This is a genomic window from Veillonella sp. T14073-2 (assembly GCF_002959875.1).
GTDB classification, from domain to species: domain Bacteria; phylum Bacillota; class Negativicutes; order Veillonellales; family Veillonellaceae; genus Veillonella; species Veillonella infantium.
Genome location: NZ_PPDC01000016.1, coordinates 1 through 25,199 on the forward strand (window position 1 = coordinate 1; position 25,199 = coordinate 25,199).

The window sequence follows — 25,199 nt, forward strand, 5'->3', positions numbered from 1 at the left end:
CCCATAAAAGATGAAACTGATATTTTAGGTGGAATTAATACTAGCATATGCACATGATCTGCCATAAGCTCCCCCTCTATAATCTTGACGCCCTTATATTCACATAAACGTCTCAGTATTTCACGTAAACTATTTCTGTATTGATTATATATAACTTTACGTCTATACTTAGGTGTAAATACTATGTGGTATTTGCATAACCATTTTGTGTGCGCAAGGCTCTGTGTCTTTGTTGCCATATAAAATCACCTTTCTTTTGTATATAATGCGGCTTGAACACCTACATTATACTTAAGCAAGGTGATTTTTTTGTATAACTTTCGTTGCCGCACCCGCATAGCGGGTGGTTTTATGATTCGCGACTACGTCGCGAACCAGTCTAAAGACAATAATAATAAAAACGACGCCCCCATAGGAGCGTCGTTTTATATCACTAAGGATATTATTTTTTGTTTTTAGCAGCTTTCGCACGTGCGTTACGATCAAGGATTGTTTTACGCATACGAATACTTTCAGGTGTTACTTCAACAAGTTCGTCATCGTTGATCCACTCAAGAGCTTGTTCCAAGGAGAAGATACGAGGTGGAGTCAAGCGTACTGCTTCGTCAGATGAGCTGGAACGCATGTTAGTAACGTGTTTTTTCTTACATGGGTTAACATCCATATCAAGTTCACGAGTGTTTTCACCAATAACTTGGCCTGCGTACACGTCTTGATTAGGACCAACGAACAATGTACCACGGTCTTGAACAGAGTTCAAACCATATGGTGTAGTTTCGCCATTTTCAAATGCTACCAAGGCACCGCGTGTACGGGAAGGAATTTCACCTTTATATGGTGCATAACCATGGAATACATGGTTCATAATACCATTACCTTTTGTAGCTGTTAAGAATTGTGCACGGAAACCGATCAAACCACGTGCAGGAATTACAAATTCCATGCGAAGGTAACCAGCTAACTCAACCATGTTAGTCAATTCAGCTTTACGTTGGCCAAGATTTTCCATTACTGTACCCATGAATTCTTGAGGTACGTCGATAGTCAATGCTTCTAATGGTTCGCACAATTTGTCGTTAATAGTTTTGAAAATTACGCGAGGTTTACCTACTTGTAATTCATAGCCTTCACGACGCATAGTTTCGATCAATACAGCCAAATGCAATTCGCCACGGCCAGATACTTTGAAAGCATCTGCAGAATCAGTTTCTTCTACCTTCATAGAAACATTAGTTTCTACTTCGCGGAACAAACGATCACGTAAGTGACGGGATGTAACGAATTCACCTTCGCGGCCTGCGAATGGAGAGTTGTTTACGGAGAATACCATGGACAATGTTGGTTCGTCGATGGAGATGGATGGTAATGCTTCAGGATTTTCAGCATCTGCTACAGTTTCGCCGATATTGATATCGTCGATACCAGCGAACGCAATGATATCGCCCATTTCAGCTTCGTCAGTTTCAACACGGTTCAAGCCATTGTATGTATATACGCGACCGATTTTCGCTTTACGAGTGCTTTCACCAGTCATGATAGCTACTTGTTGGTTAGGTTTCATTTTACCGCGAACGATACGGCCTACTGCGATTTTACCGATGAAGTTATCATAATCAAGTGTAGTAACCATGAATTGAAGAGGACCTTCCAAATCACCTTGTGGTGCAGGAATTTCTTCGATCAATGTTTCAAACAATGGTTCCATATTTACAGCTTCGTCATCCCAGTTAGTTTTAGCCACACCAGCACGAGCAGATGCGTATACTACAGGGAAATCTAGTTGGTCATCATCAGCTTCAAGTTCCATAAACAATTCAAGAACTTCATCTTCAACCTCTTTAACACGTTGGTCAGGACGGTCAATTTTGTTGATAACTACGATTGGTTTCAATTTTTGTTCTAAAGCTTTACGCAAAACGTATTTAGTTTGAGGCATTGGACCTTCATAAGCATCTACGAGAAGCAATACGCCGTCAACCATGTTAAGTACACGTTCTACTTCGCCACCGAAGTCAGCATGGCCTGGAGTATCAACGATGTTGATTTTAATGCCATCATGCATAACAGCAGTGTTTTTAGACAAAATAGTAATACCGCGTTCACGTTCCAAGTCGTTGGAGTCCATTACGCGTTCTGCTACTTTTTCATTTTCACGGAACACATGGCTTTGTTTTAATAACGCGTCCACCAAAGTAGTTTTACCATGGTCAACGTGGGCGATAATCGCTACATTTCGAAGATTTTCGCGAATCATAAGATCCTCCCTTTAATTCTTTCAGTATATTCTATATCATATAACGCTTGTGAAAGTCGCTATATAGGTATATTCCCAAAATTGGCAACACTTAATTATAACGTAGTCTATAGAAAAAAGTCAAAGAAGTATAGAATTTCTAATCATGGCAATTTCTACATTTGATTATACTTTTGAGTCATCTTAAGGCTAAATTAGCTACATAAGCATATGGTATTAAAAAAGATTTCTTATGATACCTTGCCTCAAATAAGATAAGAGGAACGTCACATAAGAAATCTTGTATTAATATTTAGTTTGTATTAATCTTCACCAATCATACGTACTTCTGGTTCTAGATGTACACCATGTTGATCATACACGCGTTTTTGTACTTCTTTAATAAGATCAAGTACATCTTTAGCTTTAGCATTGCCAGTATTGATAACAAAACCAGCATGCTTATGAGATACTTGTGCGTCACCAACAGATAACCCTTTAAGACCTGTTTGTTCAATCAAAGTACCTGCAAAATACCCTGGTGGGCGTTTAAAGGTTGAACCTGCGCTAGCATACTCTAAAGGTTGTTTAGATTCGCGTTTTTCTGTGAGCTCATCCATGCGAGCCTTAATAGCATCCTTATCACCAGGTTGTAACGTCATAATAACCTCCCCAATAACCTCATGGTTATCATGGAATACGCTATGACGATATCCAAAATCTAAGTGAGATGCATCGTACTCCTTAATATTGCCCTCGAAGTCTACAGCTAGTACTGAAGTGACAACATGGCTCATTTCCCCGTCATAAGCACCTGCATTCATAAATACAGCACCACCAAGTGTTCCTGGAATACCAATGGCAAATTCAAGGCCAGATAGTCCGTTTTCCCAAGCAAATTCAGAAGCATCTTTTAACATATAACCAGAACCAATGCATAATACATTATCATTGCAATCCATGATTTGTGTCATATGTCGAACCGATACGACAGCACCGCGAATACCACCATCCTTCACCAAAATATTGGAGCCGCAACCAATAATAGTTACAGGCACTTGTAATTCGTGAATCTTGCGTAGCGTGAAGCTCAACTCATCCATCGTCGTAGGTTCAATAAATAAATCAGCAGGACCACCAATTTTAAATGTCGTATGATGACAAAGCAGTTCCTGTTCTCGTACACGTGTACTAGGTAATTTCTCTAATAAGGCTTCTTTTAAGTCCTTAATGTTTTGGTTGTTGTTGTTCGCCATGATCTAACACTTTCATCCCCTCAGTGATTGGTTCGCTAATGATTTTATAAATATCATTAGAGATTTGGCTCCAACGCATTTGTGCTTGTAAATAAGCAGCCGCTGCAGCATTTTCTTGAATTTGAGGCATCAATTCCTCTTGTTTCTTTTGCAATTCATCAGCTTCTGGTGCACCAGACAACTTTGCGTATTCCCATTGCATTTGTTGTGCCATAAATGTGCGTACCAACGCCGCTGCTACTGCATCAGCTTTCAAAGCCTCTTGAGCTGCCATTAACTCTTTGTACTCTTCGGATTCACGCATAGCGTGAGCTAAATCATGAGCTTTATCGTAGTTCATAATATCCTCCTCTAACAACACCTGTCAAAATACTACCTCTCATGTAGATTGGGTAGGATTTCTAACACATATTTATTGTATATATCTCAATGGTGAAAGTATATTTATTTAGGTTGAATCCAGTTGCCTTCGGCTTTAAGATCTGGATAATCAAGTTGGCGCATAGCTTCATACGCAATAATAGCTACTGCATTAGATAAGTTTAAAGAACGCGCCTCATCTACCATTGGTATGCGAATGCATGTTTCTTCAACACCTTCTAATAAGCTTTCAGGCAAGCCTCTTGATTCAGGGCCAAATACGAGCATATCCCCGATTTCATACTTTACCTCGGAGTGGGTATGCTTTGCTTTTGTAGTAGCGTAGAAATATCTGCGATCAGGATATTTCGCATACAACTCTTGAATATTTTCATGTACCTGTACATCTACCAAATGCCAATAATCGAGACCAGCTCGTTTCACGTGCTTATCGTCGATAGAAAAACCAAGTGGTTTGATAAGATGTAGGGTCATATGATTAGCTGCGCATAAACGCGCTATATTTCCTGTATTGCCAGGGATTTCTGGCTCATAAAGTACTATTTCCATTTTCGTTCCCCTATTCTTTATATCTATATTATTCTACAAAGGAACGCACAAAATGTCCACTTTTCCCGCCTTCTTTTTCTACGAGGTATGTAGGGCCCATAATCATGCCTTTATCAATGGCCTTACACATATCGTATACGGTGAGCAATCCTACTTGTACAGCTGTAAGGGCCTCCATTTCAACGCCCGTTTTTCCAGTAGTCTTAACGATGGCACGTACCTTAACGGCCTTGTTATGATTTTTATCAGTGCAAGCAGGGCTTTCACCATCTACTAAAGAGCAGTGAACCTCAACCTTTGTGAGTGCTAATGGATGACAAAGAGGAATGAGATTGCTCGTTTGCTTAGCTCCCATAATAGCAGCTAGTTGCGCAACACTAAGGACATCGCCCTTTTTTATAGTACCTGCTGCAATGCGCTTATAAATTGCATCATTGATTGCTATGAATCCTTCTGCGATGGCTGTGCGGGATGTGATATCCTTATCGGATACGTCCACCATCCAAGCATTACCATCTTGGTCAAAATGTGTTAAATCCATACTATATCCTTACTAATTATGCATAAATTATCATCAATAGTTTTATTTTCATTAGTTATATTATACAATAGAATTAAGATTTATATGTATAAGGAAGGAAGTGTTCCTATGAAAACAAAACTAACTTATTTCGGCCATGCTTGCTTTATTCTAACACGCGGTGATGTGTCCATGATTTTCGACCCATTCTTAACAGGTAATACATGGGATATCGCAAAAAAAGAAGATATCAAATGCCAATATATCTTTGTCAGCCATGGTCACGATGACCACTATGGCGATACAGATTTCATTGCTAAAGCAAATGATGCGCTCGTTATCTCTACTGCAGAGGTAGCTGGTAAAGCAGCAGCTGCTGGTTGTCGTACACACGCTATGCATTTAGGCGGTAAATTCGACTTTGAATTCGGTTCTGTTCGCATAGTTCCAGCCTTCCACGGCGCAGGTATCCCTGGCGGTCATGCAGCAGGTTGTATCGTAGACTTCTACGGAGATATTGTATACTTCGCAGGTGATACAGCACTCTTTAGCGATATGAAGTTGTTGAATCGCTTTGGCGATATTGACTACGCTTTACTTCCTATCGGCGATAACTTCACGATGGGCGTTGAAGATGCAGCTCTTGCTGCTTCTTATGTAAAAGCGCGTATCTCCATTCCAATTCACTACAAAACATGGCCTGTTATCGACCGTGAGCCAGGTGTATTCACAAGCTTAGTAGAAGGCAAATACAACCAAACAGCTCTTATCATCGATCCAGGTTCCTCTATCGAGCTCAACAGCTAATATAAAAAATAATGATTATGTAGAAATGACGCAATTCCAAGGAATTGCGTCATTTTTATATTCTTTTATAAACGCTTCTCTAGGTTAAACCAAAATATATCACTGCGCACCTTTATAAAGCAGCCTAAACCTCTTGGTTAGCCATAGAAAAGCCACTACGACTAGACATACGTACAAATTCATCTATATCTTGTGTTTCATCTACACCTACATAACCTAGTTCACGAACCAAGCCATACGGATTATGAATAGATAGTTGAGGATTTTCTCCGGTAAGAACCCATAAAACCTTATACCCTTTCGGAGACTCTCGTAATCGTTCCTCGCCTTTACCATCCGTGAAGTAAACCAATAAATCCACACGGTTTTGATTGGCTAAAGAAAATACTGGCGAGAAAGCTGTGGCGCCACGCACATCGAGGCGCGGCTTAACGTCCTTCACGGAATCCATCGTATAGGTACGGCGCACTTCGTTATCGCATTCCACTACGGTAATGCGGTGATTATAGGCATGCACAATTTGCAGTACTTGTTCTAAGGCATTGGTAAACTCAACATCGGTAATACTACCACTCATGTCGAGAGCCACCCACACATTCGCCTTATGTTGGCGCAAGGTACCGGATAATTCGAGACGCTCCGGCTGACGACGATTGCGCCGCATGGTCGTTTTTTTGTAACCACTCGCTACCTTACCCATCAGTTTTTTTAGGTAGAAATACCAAGGCAAGGCTCTCCGTGTCTTTTGGAATGTATCAATGAGACTTTTAACATAGCCTTCCATATCACCTTTTGAGGCTTCATTGATATAGCGCTCCGTAATTTGGTCCATCGTATCTGTATCGATTGAGTCAGATTCATCCCAAATGTCATGACTCGTTTGAGGATCAAATTCCATAGCTACTGCCGTATCAGAATTATCTACTGGTACAAAAAGTTCAGGTTTTTCCTTCATTGCCTTATCGATAGCTTTAGCATAGTACTCAATAGTACGGAATCGTTTAAGCATCAATCCAAAACGTTCATTTACATTTGCCACTGTTACTGCATCGCGGTCTACATGTTCTAAGTAGTCATTTACTACCATATCCATAGCCATGTGAACAGCCGTTTTATTAAAACTTTGGCTCAGTGATTTTACTCGCATCAAATGTGCAGAAATGATATGCAGAATTTCCCGCTTAATACCATCCTTCATCACATCTGGCGGTTGGCGTAATAAGATGAAAGGATTTACATACAGTACATAACCTCCCTGCTTTAGGTTAATACCAAAAGCACTGGTCATATCAAAGCGAATGCGATGCGCCATTTGTAAATAGAAATAACCAAAGAATTGGTCTTCTTCAAGGAGTAAGCTATTTACATCATGCAAAACATTCCATAATCGTTGCTCAAAGGCAGGTATCATAACCGCTTGCTGCATGACGGCAAGATTTGTGCCTTCTACCTCTACATCTTCAAGAGCTCGACCAATAGTGCCAATATGACTGTCCGACATATTATGATTCATCAAGTCCGCTGCTATACGTTCAGGTGCCATACTATGATGTTGCTCTTCGTAGCTATCTACATAGGTCTCGTAGGTTGCATATATTTGCGTATATAAAGCCTCTGCTTCACGATGAATGCGCTCCCGCTTTGCATGCCATCGGTCAAGAACCTCGATGGCCTTTTCATCGTAGGCCCCTGTTTTCTCCCACCCATCTATATGGGTAAGTAAGTCAGAGGCATCGCGGATATCGTCCTTGTCTAAATTTCGTTGCATCATTCCACCTCCTTTTCTTTGAAAAACAAATTTAATTTATATCATATTCATTATATTAGTAAGTATCACAACTAATAACGCACTATAATCGTTTGTCCATAAATAGCTACTTCGATTATAGTAACTATTCATATAGAACTATTTCTGTGCTTCAAAAAACGTATCTACAAATAAATCATCTTCAATCGCATAAGAGTAAACACGCTCATACGTGTTACGTAAGTCTTTCATAACTGCTATGCGTAAATCACCGGGATACAATGTAATAAATTCAATAAAGTGGTGAACTTCTTCCGCATTACTGTTTCGATTTAAACGATGTAACATATTTTTAGCCGCTACGTATAAACGAGTTGGACTTTCACTTTTAACCTGTTCAGCCATAGACATAATAGCACCTGGTTTCTGAACTGCTGCCAATACATCATCAAAGGTAATGAGTGGCTCTTGATCGGACTCAACAAAATTTACGAAGGCCTCTGCAATGAGTTTACCAACGTTACCACGGATAACATTCATAAATACGTCGCGACTATAAGCGTTACCTTCTTGGTTTTTATAAATCGTATACAGGCCAGATATGCGTTCAAAGGAACGAGGTGTAGCATCAATATCGTCTTCGTGGCGTTGATTTAAATATTCAGGATAAGAAGAAATGAATTCGATAACCTTTTCTTCAATGCCTGCGCCGATAGCCCAGTCAATCCATTGCATGTAATCCGCATTCATATAGAGCCATACAAAACGGTTTTGTTGGGCTGGATCCATGTCAATAGTTTGGTAATCAAAGGAATCCTCCGGGTTCATAGCGGCGATAATACGCACTTGATCACTCAAGGAGAATCCATTGATTTCACGATTTAAGATGAGATTCATTAACTCTTGTTGTACTGCATGTTCTGCACGGTTAATTTCGTCAATAAATAGTAATACTTGACGACCTTTATCCACGGCTTGAGCCACATGTTCCAATGTATGATGCACTGCATATACTGTAGTCTTTACTGAATGTGTGTTACCACGACCATCTGTATGTGTGACAGATTCTACAGTTGGCAAACCACCAATTTCACCCTCTTTTAAAAGGTTCCCATCGATGGTTACTAATTCCCAGTCGTGCACAGTAGCTACGCGTGCCGCAAGAGAGGTTTTACCAATACCCGTTTCACCAACAAGCAAAGGTACTTGATTGGCAGCAAGCACTAATTCTACGCTCGCCATTGTATCTATAAAGTTCATTCTATCTCCATTCTAATATTTCAAATATTCATCAACTGCAACTTTTTTTACAGTCTGTGTACCATAGTTATCGATAAGTGACAACAAATCAATAGACCACTTAGATTGGCGACCACCAATGGCCTTATTGTTGATTAATTCACGAATATAGTCCGCATCAGTGGTATCACTAGAAATAGCCTCTACGATGATAGCTTTAATTTCATCCACCGTAACACCTAATGTATTAGGGATGTAACCTAAGATAGCTGCACTTACTTTAAATAGATGTAACGCCAATTCTTTAGAAAGATTTGTAATTTGACGCATAGCCTGTGGATCTTGCTTTACTGCTGCTTCTAATACGGCTACGCTTGGTTCATTAATATAGCGTAACGCCAAGTAGCTTTCCTGTACGGCTTGTAATTGAACAGCTTCACTTGGCTCCTTGATGTACTGTAACGCATCATAATTGGCTCGTACAGCCTCTAATTGCAACTCTTCTGAGGGATATGCTATATAGCGAATGGCCCAGCCAGATTGCGCTAATGCACTTCGAATTAACGAGTCAGACGGATCGTTAATATATTCTAAAATAGCCCAGTCCTTTTCAACTAAGGCACCTAACAATTCCTCTGTAGGTTTTTCCACGAACTGTATTGCTCGTGGTGCTTGTGAAAGCGCCGTTTCAATAACTTTTTGAGTAGGCTCTTTGATATATTGAAGCAACATACCGTTTTGAGCTACACAGGTAAGTTGCATCGCTTCTGTTGGATTTGGAATATTCCGAATCCCATGGGGGTTATTGGTCAGCGCTGTTATATATTGTTCCTCTGTCATAATAACCTTCTTTTCTATCTAAAAAGGCCATACGAATACGTACGGCCTATACTGAATTCTATTCCTATTGTATCATAATTTTTCGATATAATTATATCTGTTTCGTATACTTACTACACTGTTAATGCATCTAAATCAGAATTATTCCCAATGACTAATAATTTATCATCTTCACCGAGGATGGTAATTGGGTTTGGTGGAACTTCTAAATCCTCACCGCGTCTTATGCCTACTGCATTAAGATTATATTTCTCACGCAAATTGGAATCTTTCAAACATGTGCCAACCATAAATGAAGGCATTTTAATTTCTATGAGACTAATATTTTTAGACAGTTGTAAATAATCCATCACATGATCTCTAGTTAAAAATTGTACAAGTCGTAATGCCATATCATATTCAGGATATATAACTTGATCTACACCTATTTTATGAAGCATTTTGCCTTGTATATTATTTTCAGCCTTGGCCACAATTTTATGTACGTTTAACTCTTTAAGAAGCATGGCTGTCATTAAGTTAGCTTGAAGATTTCCACCTATAGCCACAATAACCATATCAAACTGGCTTAGCGCCAATGCCTTGATTGCCTCTTCATCGGATGTATCTGCAACTATAGCATGTGTTATAAATGGTGAAATTTTCTGTACCACTTCTGGATCAATATCTACACCTAATACTTCGTGATTCATAGAGGCTAACATCTTGGCAACGGTACTACCAAATCGACCAAGCCCTATAACAGCTATTGTTTTATATTTCATACTCTACCTCTTCTATATTAGTCTTAATTAGTCTTAATTAGTCTCAATTTGTCTCAATTATCTTAATTAATTTTTATAATAATACATTTTCTTCTGCATATGCGATTGGCTTAGTTGGTGCCGTTCTTAAAGCCCATGTGCCAATTACAGTCATGACCCCAACACGACCCGTAAACATGACAAGCATCAATACCCATTTACTACTTTCAGATAAATCAGGCGTAATACCCGTTGTAAGACCTACTGTACCAAAAGCCGAGGTTACCTCAAAGAGCAAACGAATAAAATCATAAGGCTCGTCCCAAGCCAAATAGCAAGTAGCAAATAAAACAAAAAGGATTGATAAAAAGATTATCCCATTTGCCTTAAGGACAGTAAGCAACGAAATACGACGTTCAAAAACCTCTGTATCAGAACGGTTATTAAATAATGTACGCGATGCTAGAAAAGCGACGGCAATAGTACTAATTTTAACACCGCCCCCTGTAGAGTTAGGACCTGCCCCAATAAACATAAAAATGATGGTAATAAACAGTGTAATTGGATGTAAATCATTATAATCTACAGTTGCAATACCCGCTGTACGAGGTGTAATCGATTGAAACAGGGATGCCATGACCTTGTTCCATATAGGTAAAGGGCCAAACGTTTTGGGATTCGCCCACTCAACCCCCAAGAAAATAATAGTTCCTAAAAGGATGAGCGCCGTTGTACCAACTAACATTATTTTTGTATGTAGTTTTAAATCTACAAATCGTCGTAGCTTGCGATGCGACCAAATATCAAAAGTCGGGAGATAACCAAAACCACCTATTACAATAAGGGCCATTGTATTCATATTAAATAATACATCACCCACCATAGCATAAGGTAAATCATTATCAAAGAATATAAATCCTGCATTACAAAAGCTGGAAATAGATTGCATAATCCCCGTATATAAAGCAGCATCACCAATATAGGGATATAGCTGAATAGTATAGATAATACCCCCAATTATTTCGACACAGAAGGTATAAATGGTTAGCTTCTTCGTAATGTGTAGAAGCCCTTTCATACCATCTTGCCCTACATCCTCTGACAAAAGCACGCGATTTTTCAGACCTACCCGTCGCCCTAATACTAGAGCAATAATAGTGGTAAAGGAAACAATCCCCAAACCACCTAATTGGATAAGGATTACCATGACGATTTTGCCAAACAAGGACCAATGATGATAGGTATCTACTGTTGACAATCCAGTTACAGAAACACAAGATACTGCGGTAAAAGCTGCATCTACAAGCGTTGTACTATGGCCTTGAGCATTTGATATGGGCAACATGAGTAATATCGTCCCTATAGTCATGGTAGCCAAAAAGCTAAGGGCTAATAGGCGATAAGGATTTTGTTGCATATATTGCTGAACTTGATTTTTTGAAGTATTTTTCCACATAACTATAGTCCTATCCTATTAGTTCCTGCACTGACTTTAACGTTGGTAGTGGACTGCGCCCGCCTATGCCTTGTGTATTTAAAGAAGCTACTGCAGATGCAAAAATAGCAGCCTTCTCTAAATCGGAATGCGCACAAGCTTTTAGCAACTCTACAGCATGTATAGATGCACGGTCATGCTTAGTCGTCGAAGTTGTGTCTTGCCCCTTCATATGATTAATTGTATGCACTAAATTAGCTAAAAAAGCCCCATGGAAGCTATCCCCAGCCCCCGTTGTATCTACTACGGTAGCTTGAGTAAATGGTTCACATCGATAAAATGTTCCATCAGGCCATACAAAATAACTGCCATTAGCACCATCTGTAACACCTGCAATACATGCACCTCGTTCATGAATGATACGACAAGCATCTTCTAGATTAGTTGTGCCCGTATATTTTTCTGCATAATCACGAGCTACGATAACGATATGACTGGCTTCTGTAATAGGCTTCATGTCTTCATCGTAACGCTGAGCACCACCATCTAAAGAAATAATAGTGCCTACCTCTTTTGCAACGGCAATAGCAGAGCGCATGAGTTGGCGATGTCGACCATTGATATGCAGAATATAGGCAGATCCTATGAGCTGCTTATGGGTATCTAAAAACTCAGGCTCAGTTGCAGTAGACCGTTCAAAAAATACAGCACGCTCACCAGTACTCTGTTTTACGAGGATTGTTGCCACACCGCTCTTAGCACCGCGTTCAACTTGAATTGCCTCTGTATTAACATTGTATTTTTCAAAGTCATCTAATATATGACGACCTACCATGTCATCACCAATGCTATCAATCATAGCGGTACGGGCACCATATTTTCCTGCCACCGCTAGTGCTGTAGCCACTGGCCCACCACCATCTGTAGTAGACGATACGACTTGTTGTACCTCACGGCCTGTAGGATAATGATCGACGACGATAAATCGATCTAATGTACTGGCACCTATGCCAACAATATCTATATGTTTTTGAGGAAATGTACTCATACTAATCTCCTGACTCCGAAAACATAACTATTCATACAACAATATTACTTCTTATAGTTACAGAATACCTTTCACCTTATAAAAAGTAAACCCCAGACCATGGTCTGGGGCTACTTTGTAGTACAAAGTGTACTGTATGTCACGTAGTTTGTCTTATTTAGTATATGTTGTATGTGAGAAAGGTTGTTAGATATAAGGTGTAATATAACAGGTTAAGACATCATACGTTCCATCATATATTCAATTTCATCAGCACTCAAATTGTACATAGCCTGTACCATTCGCTCTGCTGACTCACCAGATGCACCACTTTTCGCAATTTCTGCTTTTGCCTTAGCTATAAGGGCTTCCTTGCGTTGTGCTTCGGAATCTTCATCTGTTGGTACGGAAATATTAGCTTTACCTTGACCAATACCACGTACCTCTTGGTTAGGATTATCTTTAGACGTTGTTTTCGTATCTTGGGCGGCCACCGCTTCCATAGCGAAGGAGTTTTTACCAGTCATGATATACTCCACAGCCTCCAAGGTACTTTGTGTAAGATTTACAGTCCAGAATTCACCAGCTGCAGTCAATTTATAAAGTAACCCATTGTAAGCTACAAGACCACGTTCTTCCCATAATTTATAGAGCCAGTTTAATTCTTCTAGTCTTGGATCTAGTGTTACTAAACTCATAATATTGAGGAACCCTTGTTCAAGTTGGCTTACCACTTGATTTACGACGGGTTGTAACTCACTTTGTTTCATAAGAGCCATGAATGGTTTTTCACCGCGACTAACCATATCTTCGTATGGCTTTAATGCACGATGTAACATCATGCCGTACCCATCAACGTTACCACCGGCACCGCTACCAAATGGGAACATAGGCACGCCCGCTTTAGCCAAGATATTATAAAGGCTACGTTCACGGTTGTTAGCACTCCAGTGGGCTGCACTCAATCGACGATAGGAACGCTCATCAAGGTACTTACGACCGAGTTCGAACATATCCCCTTGCATAGAAGTTGTCGCTGCCGCTGGCACTTTGCCCTTTGCAATGTCTTTATTAAGATCACTGCCATCAAATACGTTCAATTGATAAAGGTCAGCACCATCTACGCCAGAACTTACTAAATCAGCTAAGTCTTGTTCCCAAACTTCCATAGTTTGACCAGGTAAGCCATAGATTAAGTCGATAACCACAGAACATTGTCCATACGCTTTCAGCGCAGCTAAACGTTCTAACACAGTTTCTTTCGTATCTAAACGACCTACCATTTGACGAACTTCTGTGTTGAAAGATTGTACGCCGATAGACATGCGGTTAACACCATTTGCCATCCACACATCAAGATTTTCAGGAATCAAATCGTGAATACGGCCTTCTAATGTAAGCTCGTAATCGTTAGCTAGTGGCAAATATTCTTTAATTGCTTTTAACAATCGTTCAGAGTTTGTTGGAGACAACGATGTTGGCGTACCTCCGCCGATAAATACGGCATGGATTAACCCATCTTTTAATCTTGGACGCTCACTAGCAAGCTGTAACTCGCTAACAAGACCATCAATATATTGGTCCTCTACGCTTTGACTCGTACCATTTTGGAAGAAGCCACAATATGTGCATTTTGTCTTACAAAATGGAATGTGAATATAGGCGCATTGCATTTCACCCTTTTTAGGTGTGCCATTCATTAAGGTATCCCAAACAGCTTGTGTTTCCTTTGGAGAAACTAAGGTACCATTTAGCCCTGCATGAACCACCCGTTTATGAGGGAATGCACCACTCATCGGATTATCGCATTCTAAACCTAGTTGTAGATTGCGTTGTTTCTCCGGAATGGATTCAAAGAAACTTGCTAAACTCATACTCCAATCCCCTTTCAGTTTAGGCTTGCAACTTTGCAAGTACAGATTTAGTGAATTCTTTTGCATTGGCAAAGTCTTGTTCATCTGGATGCGTTTCAGCCGCTTTATGTAAGGCATCGCGTTCAGGGCTTTGACCATGAGCAGATCCAGGTGGGAACATTTTATACATCATTTCGATGACTTTAGGATCAATTTTACCTTGGCATACGAATCCATCTACAAGGGACTCTTTATTTTGTAGTAATTCAGATGCTTTTTCAATACTTTCACGAGCATGATCAGAATCTGCATACATACCTAATGTAGCAAAGAATACGATGTTAGGATTCTTCAAAGTTTCAATCAACTTAGCTGCTTCTTTATTTGCTGTACCGCGGTCTACCCAGAAGCCTACGAATACTGTATCATAATCAGCTAAATTCTCTGGCGCTTCCTTTACAGGAACGCAAGGTGTACCTTCAGGCATTACGGAAGCCATTGCTTCCGCTACGCTTTTTGTATTTCCCGTGAGGGAAGAATATAAAATAATGGATTTCATAATTAGCTCCTTTAATTCTTGGATGAGTATATTACTAAAATAGATCTATTACATAGATACTTTTATTCTTCCTCATCATCAGAGGATTCGTGACCTCTAAACTCAACTGGTACTTTGACATCGATATCTTCACCTGTTGGATTTCGATATGGTGTTGCGGCCACTACGGCAGACATTGCCGCATCATTGAATATTTCATTTGTAGAAGATACGATACTTTGTCCAATAAGATTACCATTTGTATCAAGTGTTACTTGTACAGTCACATCGCCTTGTAATTTTCTTTTTAAAGCCATGGAAGGCATTTGTGCATTGTCTTGCACTCTTGCACGGAATCCCTCCGTATCAAAGGCAGCTTTCACTGTACCATGACCATCACCATTACCATTGCCATTACCGTTGCCATTTCCCTGACCTTGGCCATCACCATTACCAGTGCCAACACCTGTACCGTTACCACCGCCAGAGCCGCCACCATGTCCGGGGCCGGAACCACCTGCGGAATTATCACCAGAGGTATTCCCTTTATGTTCGCTGCCTTTTTGGGGTACATCTACTGCATCAGGAATATCTGTTGCAGTAGATGGATCTATATTCGCTACAACAGCCTTTGTTCTTGCCGCCACTTCATCAGCCGATAGTGGTTTAGGGAATAGGTCTGACCTATTCCCGCCACCACCGCCGGCATGACCACTGCCGCCATCATCGAGTACACTTTGTGTAAGATCCACTTCATAGGTATCCATATCTTGAATAGCTGGAACGACCACAAAAAAGATGACCGCAATAAAGAGAGCAATGAGATGAACTACGGCGGATATAATGGCTGCTTTTTTCCATGATATGCCTAGTCCCATAATTATCCTTTCTGTTCAGCTGCAATTGCCAAGCGTTTAACGCCAGATTGTTTTAACATATCCATAATCGCTACAACTTGACCATGGGCAGCCCGTTTATCGGCTTGCAAGATAACACTGGCATTCGGATTTTCTTGAATACGTTGTTTAACCATTGCCTCAGCATCATCAATACTCATAGGATTGTTATCAATCGTAATATGACCTTCTGCATCTAATGTGAGTACTATAGGCAATTGAGCTGGTGCCGAAGCGCTAGTCGCCTGTGGTAATTGTACAGACAAGGCTTTTTGAGCCACTGTTTGTAAGCTGTTCATCATGAAGAATACCAACAAGAAGAAGATGATATCAATCATTGGGATAATCATGAATTCCGGCTTACTTTTCATACGAAAGCTTTGTAAATTCATAATTATTTCCACCCTTCTCGTTTAGCAGTCACAAGGCTTACACACATATTTTCAATTTGGTTAATAATAGAATCTAAACGATGACTAAAGATTGTATACACAATAAATGCCATGATAGCTACGCACAAACCAGATGCTGTGGCGATGAGGGCTTCACCGACACCACCAGTAATGGCAGATGCACCAGCACCAGAGTCGAGGATGCTGAAAGAACCAATCATACCTGTTACAGTACCAAGCAACCCTAACAATGGAGAGATTGTTACTGTTGCACTGAGGTAGTCCATATATTTACGGAAACCTACTACATCTACCCCCATTTGGTCCGTAAAGGCTGTTTTCATCGCTTCTTCGCTAGAAGCATTATGTAAACCTGCTTCTGCAATACGGCTCGCAACAGATGGGTTTTCTTTGATTACTTTATCAATTTCTGTCCAATTTTGTAATTTTGCCAGTTCATTGACTGCATGGGTAACAACGAAGGTTTTACCGGCATATTTGCGATAGTAGAAAGCTCGTTCTGCAGCGATAGCGATCACCATAAAAGACAAGAGTAATAATGGATACATTACATACCCGCCGCTATGAAACAAGTGAATGACATAATTTAAGTTTTCCATATTAGTAACCTTTCTGCCTGTTTACAGACTGAACATTAGAACCTGTAGGTCCCTTGAATTCTTGTATAATCGCCTAACTTAAAGCTTTCACTACCATATAAAGTATCTCGTTTATTAGTGCCCTTCGCATCGAATGTGTAGAATGCCTCAAGGAGCAAGTCCTTGCGAGGTACATAGCCGGCACCAAATGTAAAGCTGCGAATACCGTCGAGATAACGATCCGGTACTGCGCCAGTACCATTACCGCCAAAGAAGGAGCCATGTTCAAAGTATTTGTAATCGATGAACGCATTCCAGGATTTTGGAAGATCTAGGTCAGCACGGCCAATATCTAGACGAGCCATCCAGAAGTGTGGTGTACCACCCATTTGATGACCTTTAAGCGCAAAGTCTGCTGTGCCTCGTTCATGTTCATAAATCGTATTACCGTTTAAGTAACGGCCAAGGTTGGAACGATTTTGGCCGTAGTCAACGGTAACAGATGCATTAGCACCCAGTTGATATTTAGCGCCGATACCGAATACATGAGCTACATTGGAGAAGCTATATTCATCATTGCCGTTGCCATTTGCATTGAGGTATGTATGAGTTTTACCACCAAAGGATCTCAAATACCACGCTTGCAAACCAAGACGAGAGCCTATTTGTTTTTTATATTGAACAAAGGCTGCTTTATCAATAGCTGGCACAGTATCTTTTTCAAGAACTACCCCTTCTGTGCGAATCAAGTTGCCAATGATCTTACCAATCGCTTCACGAGGCAATTTGTTTTCAGACTCTGCATCATGTACAACCTTTTCAAGATTATACATATAGTTAAACATTGCATTTGGCATGCCCCAACCATAGTAAGAACTACCTTCACCCCAATCACTGGAGGACATGGTAAAGTTCTTTTTATAAATGGCATCTTTAGCATCAAAATCGCTAAATACATAGCTACCACTATCGTATTTATACGTTTTAGCACCTAAATAGCCAGTGAACTCATAATCACTAGCTGGTTGTCCATAGTAATCATAAGATTGTTTGAACGTGCCATCTGGCTGTTTAACCCAAACCACATCAAGCTCACTATTGTTATAGTTACTCCAGTTATCTGTAGCATTATATTTAGCAATTTCTTCAATGGATTGATTAATTTCAGCACTATGTTTATCAACATACTCTTTTGGATTCAACAAAGCATCTTTATTATCAGTAGATACGATAAGACCTTTAGCCTTTTCTTTTAAGGATTCAGGGTATAAAGAAGAGTTCACATTATACATAATGTCGCCAGTCTTATATAGTTTTTCCCCTGTATTCTTATTAGTGATTTCGTACATTGCATAACCACCAGATGGAATATCGAGGGAGAATTTTTTCTCCGCCATATCTGTAGGGTATGCCTTTGTAAGAATATCTTGTAATCGACTCATCACTTGAGCTTGTTTTTGTTGTGTTTCTGCAAGCTTAGCATTAGCCTTTTCAATTTCTTGATCCCGATTCGGATTGCTCCAACTTAGATTCAATGTAGCTTTATACGCTTCATATTCATCTTGCAAACCTTTTAGCTGTTGATAGAAGTAAAGGCTATCTGTCTTGCCTTTATAAGTAGAATCATAAATACCATTAGGACTATCTGGTGCAGCTGCATCTTCATCAGATTTTTTCTCACCATCAGAACCTGTTTTTGTAGCACTACTAATATCGTATGGGAACTCATCACGGTTAATACCGATCAATTCAGCCGCTGTTGGTGGTCTGTAGATAACTTCATGTACTGCATGAGTGTAGGCAGAATCAGTAATGCCTGTACTATGTTTGAAAGTACCAACACCGATACGAACTTGAGAGTCGTGACCATTCCAAACGGCACGAACACCATCATAAGATTGGCCAAACCAGTAACCACTAGCCCCCATTGGCTCTGTTAGGCGGCCCACTGATACGTCCCATTTTTTAACGCGTCTTGTGAGATCCACTGTATCGAGTCGTTGATGGTTAAAGCCTTTAGAATCAGATTGAGTCCAGCTTGTATCGACACCACTCATGCCAGTCGCACTGCCAATAACCTTAAGATTAGTAAACTCATTAAGGCGTGCATCAAAGCCAAGACGCAATCGTTGTTCAAAGCTATGACGATTAGCATCGTACATATTCGCTTTTGCAGAACCGATAGCGGAGTTAGCTCTAAATGGAGATTGAGGTCTATTAGATCCATCATGTGCCATCCAGCGTGCTCTATAGTCGCCGACTAATGTAACACCACGCTCTTTAGTGGTATCAAAATCAGAATGAATAAAGTCAGTTAAGCGAACTACATCAGCTACATTTTGTACGCCAGATTCAGCACTACCAACTTCACCATTTGCACCTGCTACACTTGCACCTGCTACGCCAGCCTTTGCGCCATCTTTGGTCTTGCCGATAGCTGTCGTTTTTGTACCATCGCCACCACCGAATTTAAGGTTAACGCCCACGCGGTATACCCGTTCTTGTGTAGCACGGTCATCATCGCGATGGTTAAAGATATTGTTGATACCAAAGTACATCATGGCATTTTTATTGAATCGTTTTTGAACCATTACGTTCCAAATGCCAAATGTTTTCTTTTCATAAGTTTGCTTATTATAAACGCCTGCATCACCGGACAAGATATCTGGCCAATAGTTACCACCATTATTAAGAGTATTACTATCAAGCATGTTGATATAGTAATCACCCCAAATGGAACCATTCCAACCGGATTTAGGATTGTCATAAGTAATACCGATGTCAACCTTGTGCATTGGTTTATCAAGCAATTGACGAGGCATTGAAGGATCGCTCTTGTTGATGGCATGTAAGTATGTATAACCTAACTTACCAGACCAATATTTGCCGAACTTTTGTTGTACTTCCGCTTGTACCCCTGTGATCTCTGCTTTACCAATATTTTTAAAGCTGTAAATCATATCTGGTGCCCGTTGGTACTTCGCATCGCCTTTGAGGTATGGTGCAAAGTCCATGAAGTCCCCTGTGAAGTACACAGACATATAGTTCTTGATGCGGTTATGGAATACGCCTACGCGAGCATAGGTATTTTTATTTTCCCCTTCTAAACTCATATCAAAGTTTACAGATTTTTCTGGTTTTAAATTAGGATTACCAGCCCAGTACCAACCGAGTTTTGCTACACCAATCCCCACAGGGTTAGAAGCGTACATTTCCCAGTTATACCACAATTCGCCCATACCTGGCTCAGTATAACCAGTACCTACATTGGCTTTAAATCTACGGTGTGTATTGCCCTTTACGTTATAGGTCATACCTAAGGAAGCAGATAAGTTAGAACCAAACAAGCTACTATTGTCAAAACGTAAAATTGGAGACAACGTTAAATTCTTATTCACCTGCCAAGTATCAGAAATATAAGCGTTTAACTTACGGATTGAACCGCTACCAGTGGTCAATCGTTGGTCTCGATTGCGGTACTCTTCTAAGAAGGCTTTGCCATTTAATTTAGGCGCCTTTTTACGCATTTCTGGGTCATTGGACTCGCCATATTTAAAATAGTCACCTACGATATTGGCACGTGTGGCAGATAATACGGGATTTTCTGCTTTTAAACGATCCTCTAAGGCTTTATAGCGAGCTTTAAACTCATCCGTTACAGGTTGATTATTTGGGGATGTACTAGACCAATCACTTAATCGGCTTTCAGATAAACCATAATTTATATAGTCATCATATGTAATACCTGGTTTTTGAGCATCTGTTTCGGCGCCATAGTATTCATAATCCATATCCCATTGCGGCATACCCACACCTGAATTGATGAATTTGTAGTCGTGGATGTGAGAATAGACCTTAATACTGTTATCACCTTTACGTCTTACAAGACGATCGAGTTTATCCACTAGCAAGCTCTTATCGTAATCCCATGGATCGATGTACATAGTGCTTGTATTAGGAGAGCTCTTTAGACGGCTGCCAGAGCCTTCTTCACGAGCATAGCTTACGCCGTAGCTAAGCAGATGATTTTTATTGAGCTGTGTGTTTGCATTAGCTCGAATGTCTAATTGACGGTGATCGATATTATCAATATAGCGTAACTCATTGGAGCCTTCATAAGCAGAACGACCAGTATAACTAATGAGGGCTACGTCATTTTCTTTGATGCGGGAGTAGTTAGTTTCAACCGTCCAGTCGCTTTTACCAGCTCGAGAGGACCATTGTAAGTTTGCTGTATTACGGTCCGCAGTACGTTTGAAATGTTGTTGTGGCTCTAAGTCGGAGTCAGAGTGTTTAACATCGCGTACAAGATCTTCTGTATAACGGTTGAGACGCATTTCAAATTTATTTTTATCATTTGCATCATAAGTTGCTACAAAACCAATATCTGCCGCATCACCATAGTAACGAAGTACATTTGGTTTGAAGTTATGCTTAGCATAATCAAAAGCCATACCGGAGTCACGACGTTTAACGGATGCTAAAACAGGCAAAAGATCACGTTTACTACCAGATAAACCGACCTTTAATTTCCCCATTTGACCAGAGTCGGCACGAATGAAAAAGTTTTGGTATGGGAACGCATCGCCATCGCTCTTACGGCGCATACCTTCTGCATTTAATTGCAAGGTTGGTTTCTTTTGTGCCTTTTTAGTGATGATATTAACTACACCACCTATAGCATCAGAGCCGTATTTAGCACTGGCCGCACCTTGAATAACCTCTATACGTTCAACGTTTTCTGTACCTAGCCGTTGTACTTCGTCTGCTGCACCAGAGTACTTATCAAAATCGCCGAGAACGGGTTGACCATCTACAAGGATCAGCGTGTGACGCGCTTCGGCACCGCGGATAGATACACCAACACGGCCCATAGCATCAACTGTTCTAGATACACCTGTTTGAGTAAATATAATATCTTCGACGGACTTCGCCTGTTTCTTTTCAATCTCTTTCTTGGTAATGATTTGCACTTGCTGTGAGTTCAATTTTGCTTCTTCTTCAGCCCATGTTCCTTTAACATGAACTACATCTGTCGTAACAGTCGCATTCTCCGCCCATACTACAAGCGGTGCACTAAGCCACAAGGCAACTGCACTGGACAGAATAATGCTGCGTTTTGCATGTCCCCACCGGTTCATTGTGCCCTCCTCAATTTCTAACTAACCATATGTTTTGTATCTCCCACACAAAAATAAAAAGATACACTTTACCAACATATAATGACATTGAAAATCATTTACATTTTAATGTTAGCAAAGTGTATCTTGCATATCTACTCCGAAAAGACCAAAAATATACATTTCGGACAATATTAAGTTTTTATAACCTACTAGTTCTAAACCTTAAACACTTATATTTTAAATATTACTAATACTATAATCCATGTCTTGGTTTAGTTTGAAGGTATTTATACTTTACGATAAGCACTAGGCGTTACACCTGTGGCCTCTTTGAATGCACTAGTAAATTTACTACCATTCTCGTAGCCTACGGCATTAGCAATTTCTAAAATAGATTGATCTGACTCTTGAAGCAAGTGCTTAGCTGCATTAATACGACATTCCTTTAAATATTGATGGATTGTCGTACCATATACCCCTTTAAAACAACGCTTTAATGTTGATGTAGGAATATCAAATAGGTCAGACAAGGAATCTATGGTTATCCGTTTCATAAACTGTGTAGATATATATTCATTAACAGCTTTCACAATATCTACTTGTTGTTTACGATAGGAGCTTCTCTTTTCATGATTAGCTGTCGAAATAACAGATAACAGTAAGAAGATTTCAATGACTTTTAATTTAAAATAGTGCCCCTTAATTTGATTAGGCACCTTATATAAACTAGAAAAAATCTGACGAACAGATTCCGTTTCTTCCATCATCATACCAAAGTCAGAATGCTCACAAAATCGATTTGCTAATTGAGTCAAATCGATGCGCGCTTCAGTAACAAGTCCATCTAATACGGGTTGAGCCTTTTCAACATCTACGAGTAATACAATCCCCTTAAAGAGTTTTGTAGGGAAGTAGTTCTCATGTTGATGATCAGCATGAGTATGCCATCCTAAGGACATATCCCCTGGCCCCATATATAAATATTCACCAGATGTAAACTTGCACTCAATGCGCCCTTCTTCACAATGATTTATGGCAAACGTCTTTGTATGTGATTTAGCATAAAATTGAATCGTTTCTTGCTTCACATCAAGGAACATCAAATCAATACCGTCAAACACTGTATGTCTCGACATAGAAGTTCCTTCATATGAAACTGCATGATTATGTGGATTCATACGATCACCATATACACAAATATTATAAAAATTATTATATACACATTTATCATAGTATATTTATTGATATTCATTGTCAAATTCAAATTAGTAATAATTCATTTTTTCTTTAAAAATATAAGTTTTTGATTTTACAATAAAATAAGCCTTGCAAGTTAAACCCATGCAGTCTAACTTACAAGGCTAGATTTAGAATTATCAGAGATAATTCTTTATTTTTTTGTTTTTACAATAAAGACTAATGCTATAACATGACCAATCCATACAAAGGCCATAACGATAAGTGCAATGGGCATATCTTGACTAAAATAGGCACCAATTGCCATTATTGTACTAACCGATAAGAGAATGGACAACTTTGTCCGCAACATCAACGCTTTATCGCGTTCATAAGCACCAACAGTCTTTTGATATAAACTAGATTCTAAAAACATTCTATGAAAACGTTCAGAACCTCGAGCTAAACATTACTCCTCTTCTACATAATTAATAACTTTACCTTTTGTTTTAATAAAGTTTGGAATAATAAGTACAAGAGCTGCAATGGCTACGATACCATAGATACCAGCCATACCGATCCATTCGAATGCATGACCTAGTACAAGACCCATTACTGCAAAGTCCGCATCACCAAATGTTGTATTTTGGAAACCTAATTGACCAAGAACTGGCAATGCCAATGCTGGTAAGAAGGTAATAGCCAAACCATTAAGGAAAGCACCTACTGCTGCACCACGGCGGCCGCCTGTAGCATTACCATAAATGCCAGCTGTTGCACCACAGAAGAAATGAGGTACAAGACCAGGAATGATCAACACACCACCTACAGCACCAAGGATGAGCATACCGATGATACCACCGATAAAGGAACTTATAAAACCTAATACTACCGCAGTTGGCGCATATGTAAAGAATACTGCACAGTCTACTGCTGGGATGGCATTAGGAATAATTTTTGTAGCAATACCTTGGAATGCTGGAATCAAGTCACCCAAGATCATACGAACACCAGAATATACGATAGCTACACCTACAGCAAAGTTCATAGCACTCATAACTGCGAATAAATATGGGCTCATCGACCCAGATAATGTTGCTACAAATTCAGAACCGGCAGCTAAAGCAGCAATCAAATAGAATACAATCATAGTCAATGCAGTAGATAATGTAGAGTCACGTAAGAAACCCCATTTTTCAGGAATTTCAATATCTTCCGTGCTATCTTCTGCCTTACCTACATACTTTGCTACCCATGCTGATAGGTAATAACCTAAGCTACCAAAGTGGCCAAGTGCAATTTCATCACCGTCTGTAACTTTGGATGTATAACTTTGACCGATTGCTGGAGAGATAGCAGACCAAGCGCCCATCAAGAAACCACCTACAAGGATGAGTTCCATACCAGACAAACCTGCTGTACCAAGTACGGCAGACATAAGACATGCCATAAACAAGCTATGATGACCTGTTAAGAACACATATTTGAACTTGGTGAAACGAGCAATACATAAGTTCATCAATAAGCCTACAACGAGAATAGACATCGTTTCAACACCAAGTACCTTTTGTGCTACAGCTACAATAGCTTCATTGTTTGGTACAACGCCAGTAATATGGAAGCCATGTTCAATCATCTTGCCTAGTGGGTCAAGATTGCTAACGATAACGCCAGCGCCTGCTGCGAGCATTAAGTAGCCAAGAATCGGTTTCAATGTACCTGTCATTACCTTATGAAACGGACGTTTCAAAGCAACCAAACCTACACATGACATAATACCAATTAAAAGTGCTGGTTGAGACAGCACGTCACGTAAGAACTCTAATACCATTTCCATGGCACTAC

The 25,199-nt window shown here is 39.9% G+C and carries 21 protein-coding genes and 1 pseudogene; 1 reads left to right on the forward strand and 21 read right to left on the reverse strand.

Annotation, left to right across the window (positions count from 1 at the left end):
- From tnpA to moaC, 6 genes are all read right to left on the reverse strand, one after another.
- A partial coding sequence (gene tnpA, locus VCHSUH04_RS09975; protein WP_146104570.1) for an IS200/IS605 family transposase occupies positions 1 to 239 on the reverse strand: 239 nt, incomplete at its 3' end.
- 203 nt (positions 240 to 442) lie between these two features.
- Positions 443 to 2,254 (reverse strand): translational GTPase TypA, encoded by a 1,812-nt coding sequence (gene typA / locus VCHSUH04_RS09980; RefSeq protein ID WP_005385769.1) that lies wholly within the window; start codon positions 2,252 to 2,254, stop codon positions 443 to 445.
- Between the two features lie 302 nt (positions 2,255 to 2,556).
- Positions 2,557 to 3,489 carry a UDP-N-acetylmuramate dehydrogenase gene (murB, locus tag VCHSUH04_RS09985; RefSeq protein ID WP_105086446.1) on the reverse strand — a complete coding sequence of 311 codons (933 nt, stop codon included), beginning with the start codon at positions 3,487 to 3,489 and terminating at the stop codon, positions 2,557 to 2,559.
- Positions 3,461 to 3,829 (reverse strand): YlbF family regulator, encoded by a 369-nt coding sequence (locus tag VCHSUH04_RS09990; protein WP_060924059.1) that lies wholly within the window; start codon positions 3,827 to 3,829, stop codon positions 3,461 to 3,463. Before VCHSUH04_RS09990 ends, murB begins: the two co-directional genes overlap by 29 nt.
- A gap of 104 nt (positions 3,830 to 3,933) precedes the next feature.
- On the reverse strand, positions 3,934 to 4,419 hold the full coding sequence (trmL, locus tag VCHSUH04_RS09995) for a tRNA (uridine(34)/cytosine(34)/5-carboxymethylaminomethyluridine(34)-2'-O)-methyltransferase TrmL (protein ID WP_005385766.1): 486 nt from the start codon (positions 4,417 to 4,419) through the stop codon (positions 3,934 to 3,936).
- A gap of 28 nt (positions 4,420 to 4,447) precedes the next feature.
- Entirely contained in the window at positions 4,448 to 4,960 is a 513-nt protein-coding gene (gene moaC / locus VCHSUH04_RS10000; RefSeq protein ID WP_105086447.1) for a cyclic pyranopterin monophosphate synthase MoaC, read from the reverse strand.
- A gap of 108 nt (positions 4,961 to 5,068) precedes the next feature.
- On the opposite strand from moaC, the gene VCHSUH04_RS10005 reads away from it, so the two are divergent.
- Positions 5,069 to 5,746 (forward strand): metal-dependent hydrolase, encoded by a 678-nt coding sequence (locus tag VCHSUH04_RS10005; protein ID WP_105086448.1) that lies wholly within the window; start codon positions 5,069 to 5,071, stop codon positions 5,744 to 5,746.
- A gap of 124 nt (positions 5,747 to 5,870) precedes the next feature.
- On the opposite strand, the gene VCHSUH04_RS10010 is transcribed toward VCHSUH04_RS10005, so the two are convergent.
- From VCHSUH04_RS10010 to VCHSUH04_RS10080, 15 genes and pseudogenes are all read right to left on the reverse strand, one after another.
- Entirely contained in the window at positions 5,871 to 7,514 is a 1,644-nt protein-coding gene (locus tag VCHSUH04_RS10010) for a VWA-like domain-containing protein (protein WP_105086477.1), read from the reverse strand.
- Positions 7,515 to 7,652: 138 nt separating this feature from the next.
- Entirely contained in the window at positions 7,653 to 8,753 is a 1,101-nt protein-coding gene (locus VCHSUH04_RS10015; RefSeq protein WP_105086449.1) for an AAA family ATPase, read from the reverse strand.
- A 12-nt stretch (positions 8,754 to 8,765) separates the two neighbouring features.
- Positions 8,766 to 9,572 (reverse strand): hypothetical protein, encoded by an 807-nt coding sequence (locus tag VCHSUH04_RS10020; protein ID WP_105086450.1) that lies wholly within the window; start codon positions 9,570 to 9,572, stop codon positions 8,766 to 8,768.
- Between the two features lie 113 nt (positions 9,573 to 9,685).
- The gene (locus tag VCHSUH04_RS10025; protein ID WP_105086451.1) at positions 9,686 to 10,336 is read right to left on the reverse strand and encodes a TrkA family potassium uptake protein; all 651 of its coding nucleotides are present in this window, start codon (positions 10,334 to 10,336) and stop codon (positions 9,686 to 9,688) included.
- A gap of 73 nt (positions 10,337 to 10,409) precedes the next feature.
- A complete protein-coding gene (locus VCHSUH04_RS10030; protein WP_105086452.1) occupies positions 10,410 to 11,771 on the reverse strand; it encodes a TrkH family potassium uptake protein in 1,362 nt (453 codons plus the stop codon).
- A gap of 10 nt (positions 11,772 to 11,781) precedes the next feature.
- Positions 11,782 to 12,798: a carbohydrate kinase family protein gene (locus VCHSUH04_RS10035; RefSeq protein ID WP_105086453.1), complete on the reverse strand. Its 1,017-nt coding sequence runs from the start codon at positions 12,796 to 12,798 to the stop codon at positions 11,782 to 11,784.
- A 212-nt stretch (positions 12,799 to 13,010) separates the two neighbouring features.
- On the reverse strand, positions 13,011 to 14,651 hold the full coding sequence (hutW, locus tag VCHSUH04_RS10040) for a heme anaerobic degradation radical SAM methyltransferase ChuW/HutW (RefSeq protein WP_105086454.1): 1,641 nt from the start codon (positions 14,649 to 14,651) through the stop codon (positions 13,011 to 13,013).
- A gap of 19 nt (positions 14,652 to 14,670) precedes the next feature.
- Complete coding sequence (locus tag VCHSUH04_RS10045) at positions 14,671 to 15,189, reverse strand: flavodoxin family protein (protein WP_105086455.1); 519 nt, start codon at positions 15,187 to 15,189, stop codon at positions 14,671 to 14,673.
- Positions 15,190 to 15,251: 62 nt separating this feature from the next.
- Positions 15,252 to 16,046 carry an energy transducer TonB gene (locus tag VCHSUH04_RS10050; protein ID WP_105086456.1) on the reverse strand — a complete coding sequence of 265 codons (795 nt, stop codon included), beginning with the start codon at positions 16,044 to 16,046 and terminating at the stop codon, positions 15,252 to 15,254.
- 2 nt (positions 16,047 to 16,048) lie between these two features.
- Entirely contained in the window at positions 16,049 to 16,456 is a 408-nt protein-coding gene (locus tag VCHSUH04_RS10055; protein ID WP_105086457.1) for a biopolymer transporter ExbD, read from the reverse strand.
- A gap of 2 nt (positions 16,457 to 16,458) precedes the next feature.
- Positions 16,459 to 17,076, reverse strand: coding sequence for a MotA/TolQ/ExbB proton channel family protein (locus VCHSUH04_RS10060; RefSeq protein WP_105086458.1), 618 nt, complete (start codon positions 17,074 to 17,076; stop codon positions 16,459 to 16,461).
- A gap of 35 nt (positions 17,077 to 17,111) precedes the next feature.
- On the reverse strand, positions 17,112 to 22,196 hold the full coding sequence (locus VCHSUH04_RS10065; RefSeq protein ID WP_105086459.1) for a TonB-dependent siderophore receptor: 5,085 nt from the start codon (positions 22,194 to 22,196) through the stop codon (positions 17,112 to 17,114).
- A 269-nt stretch (positions 22,197 to 22,465) separates the two neighbouring features.
- Entirely contained in the window at positions 22,466 to 23,356 is an 891-nt protein-coding gene (locus VCHSUH04_RS10070; protein WP_105086460.1) for an AraC family transcriptional regulator, read from the reverse strand.
- 212 nt (positions 23,357 to 23,568) lie between these two features.
- Positions 23,569 to 23,823 (reverse strand): annotated as a pseudogene (locus VCHSUH04_RS10075) (DUF454 family protein); the annotation flags it as partial.
- On the reverse strand, positions 23,824 to 25,191 hold the full coding sequence (locus VCHSUH04_RS10080; RefSeq protein WP_105086462.1) for a PTS ascorbate transporter subunit IIC: 1,368 nt from the start codon (positions 25,189 to 25,191) through the stop codon (positions 23,824 to 23,826).
- Positions 25,192 to 25,199 lie beyond the last annotated feature (8 nt).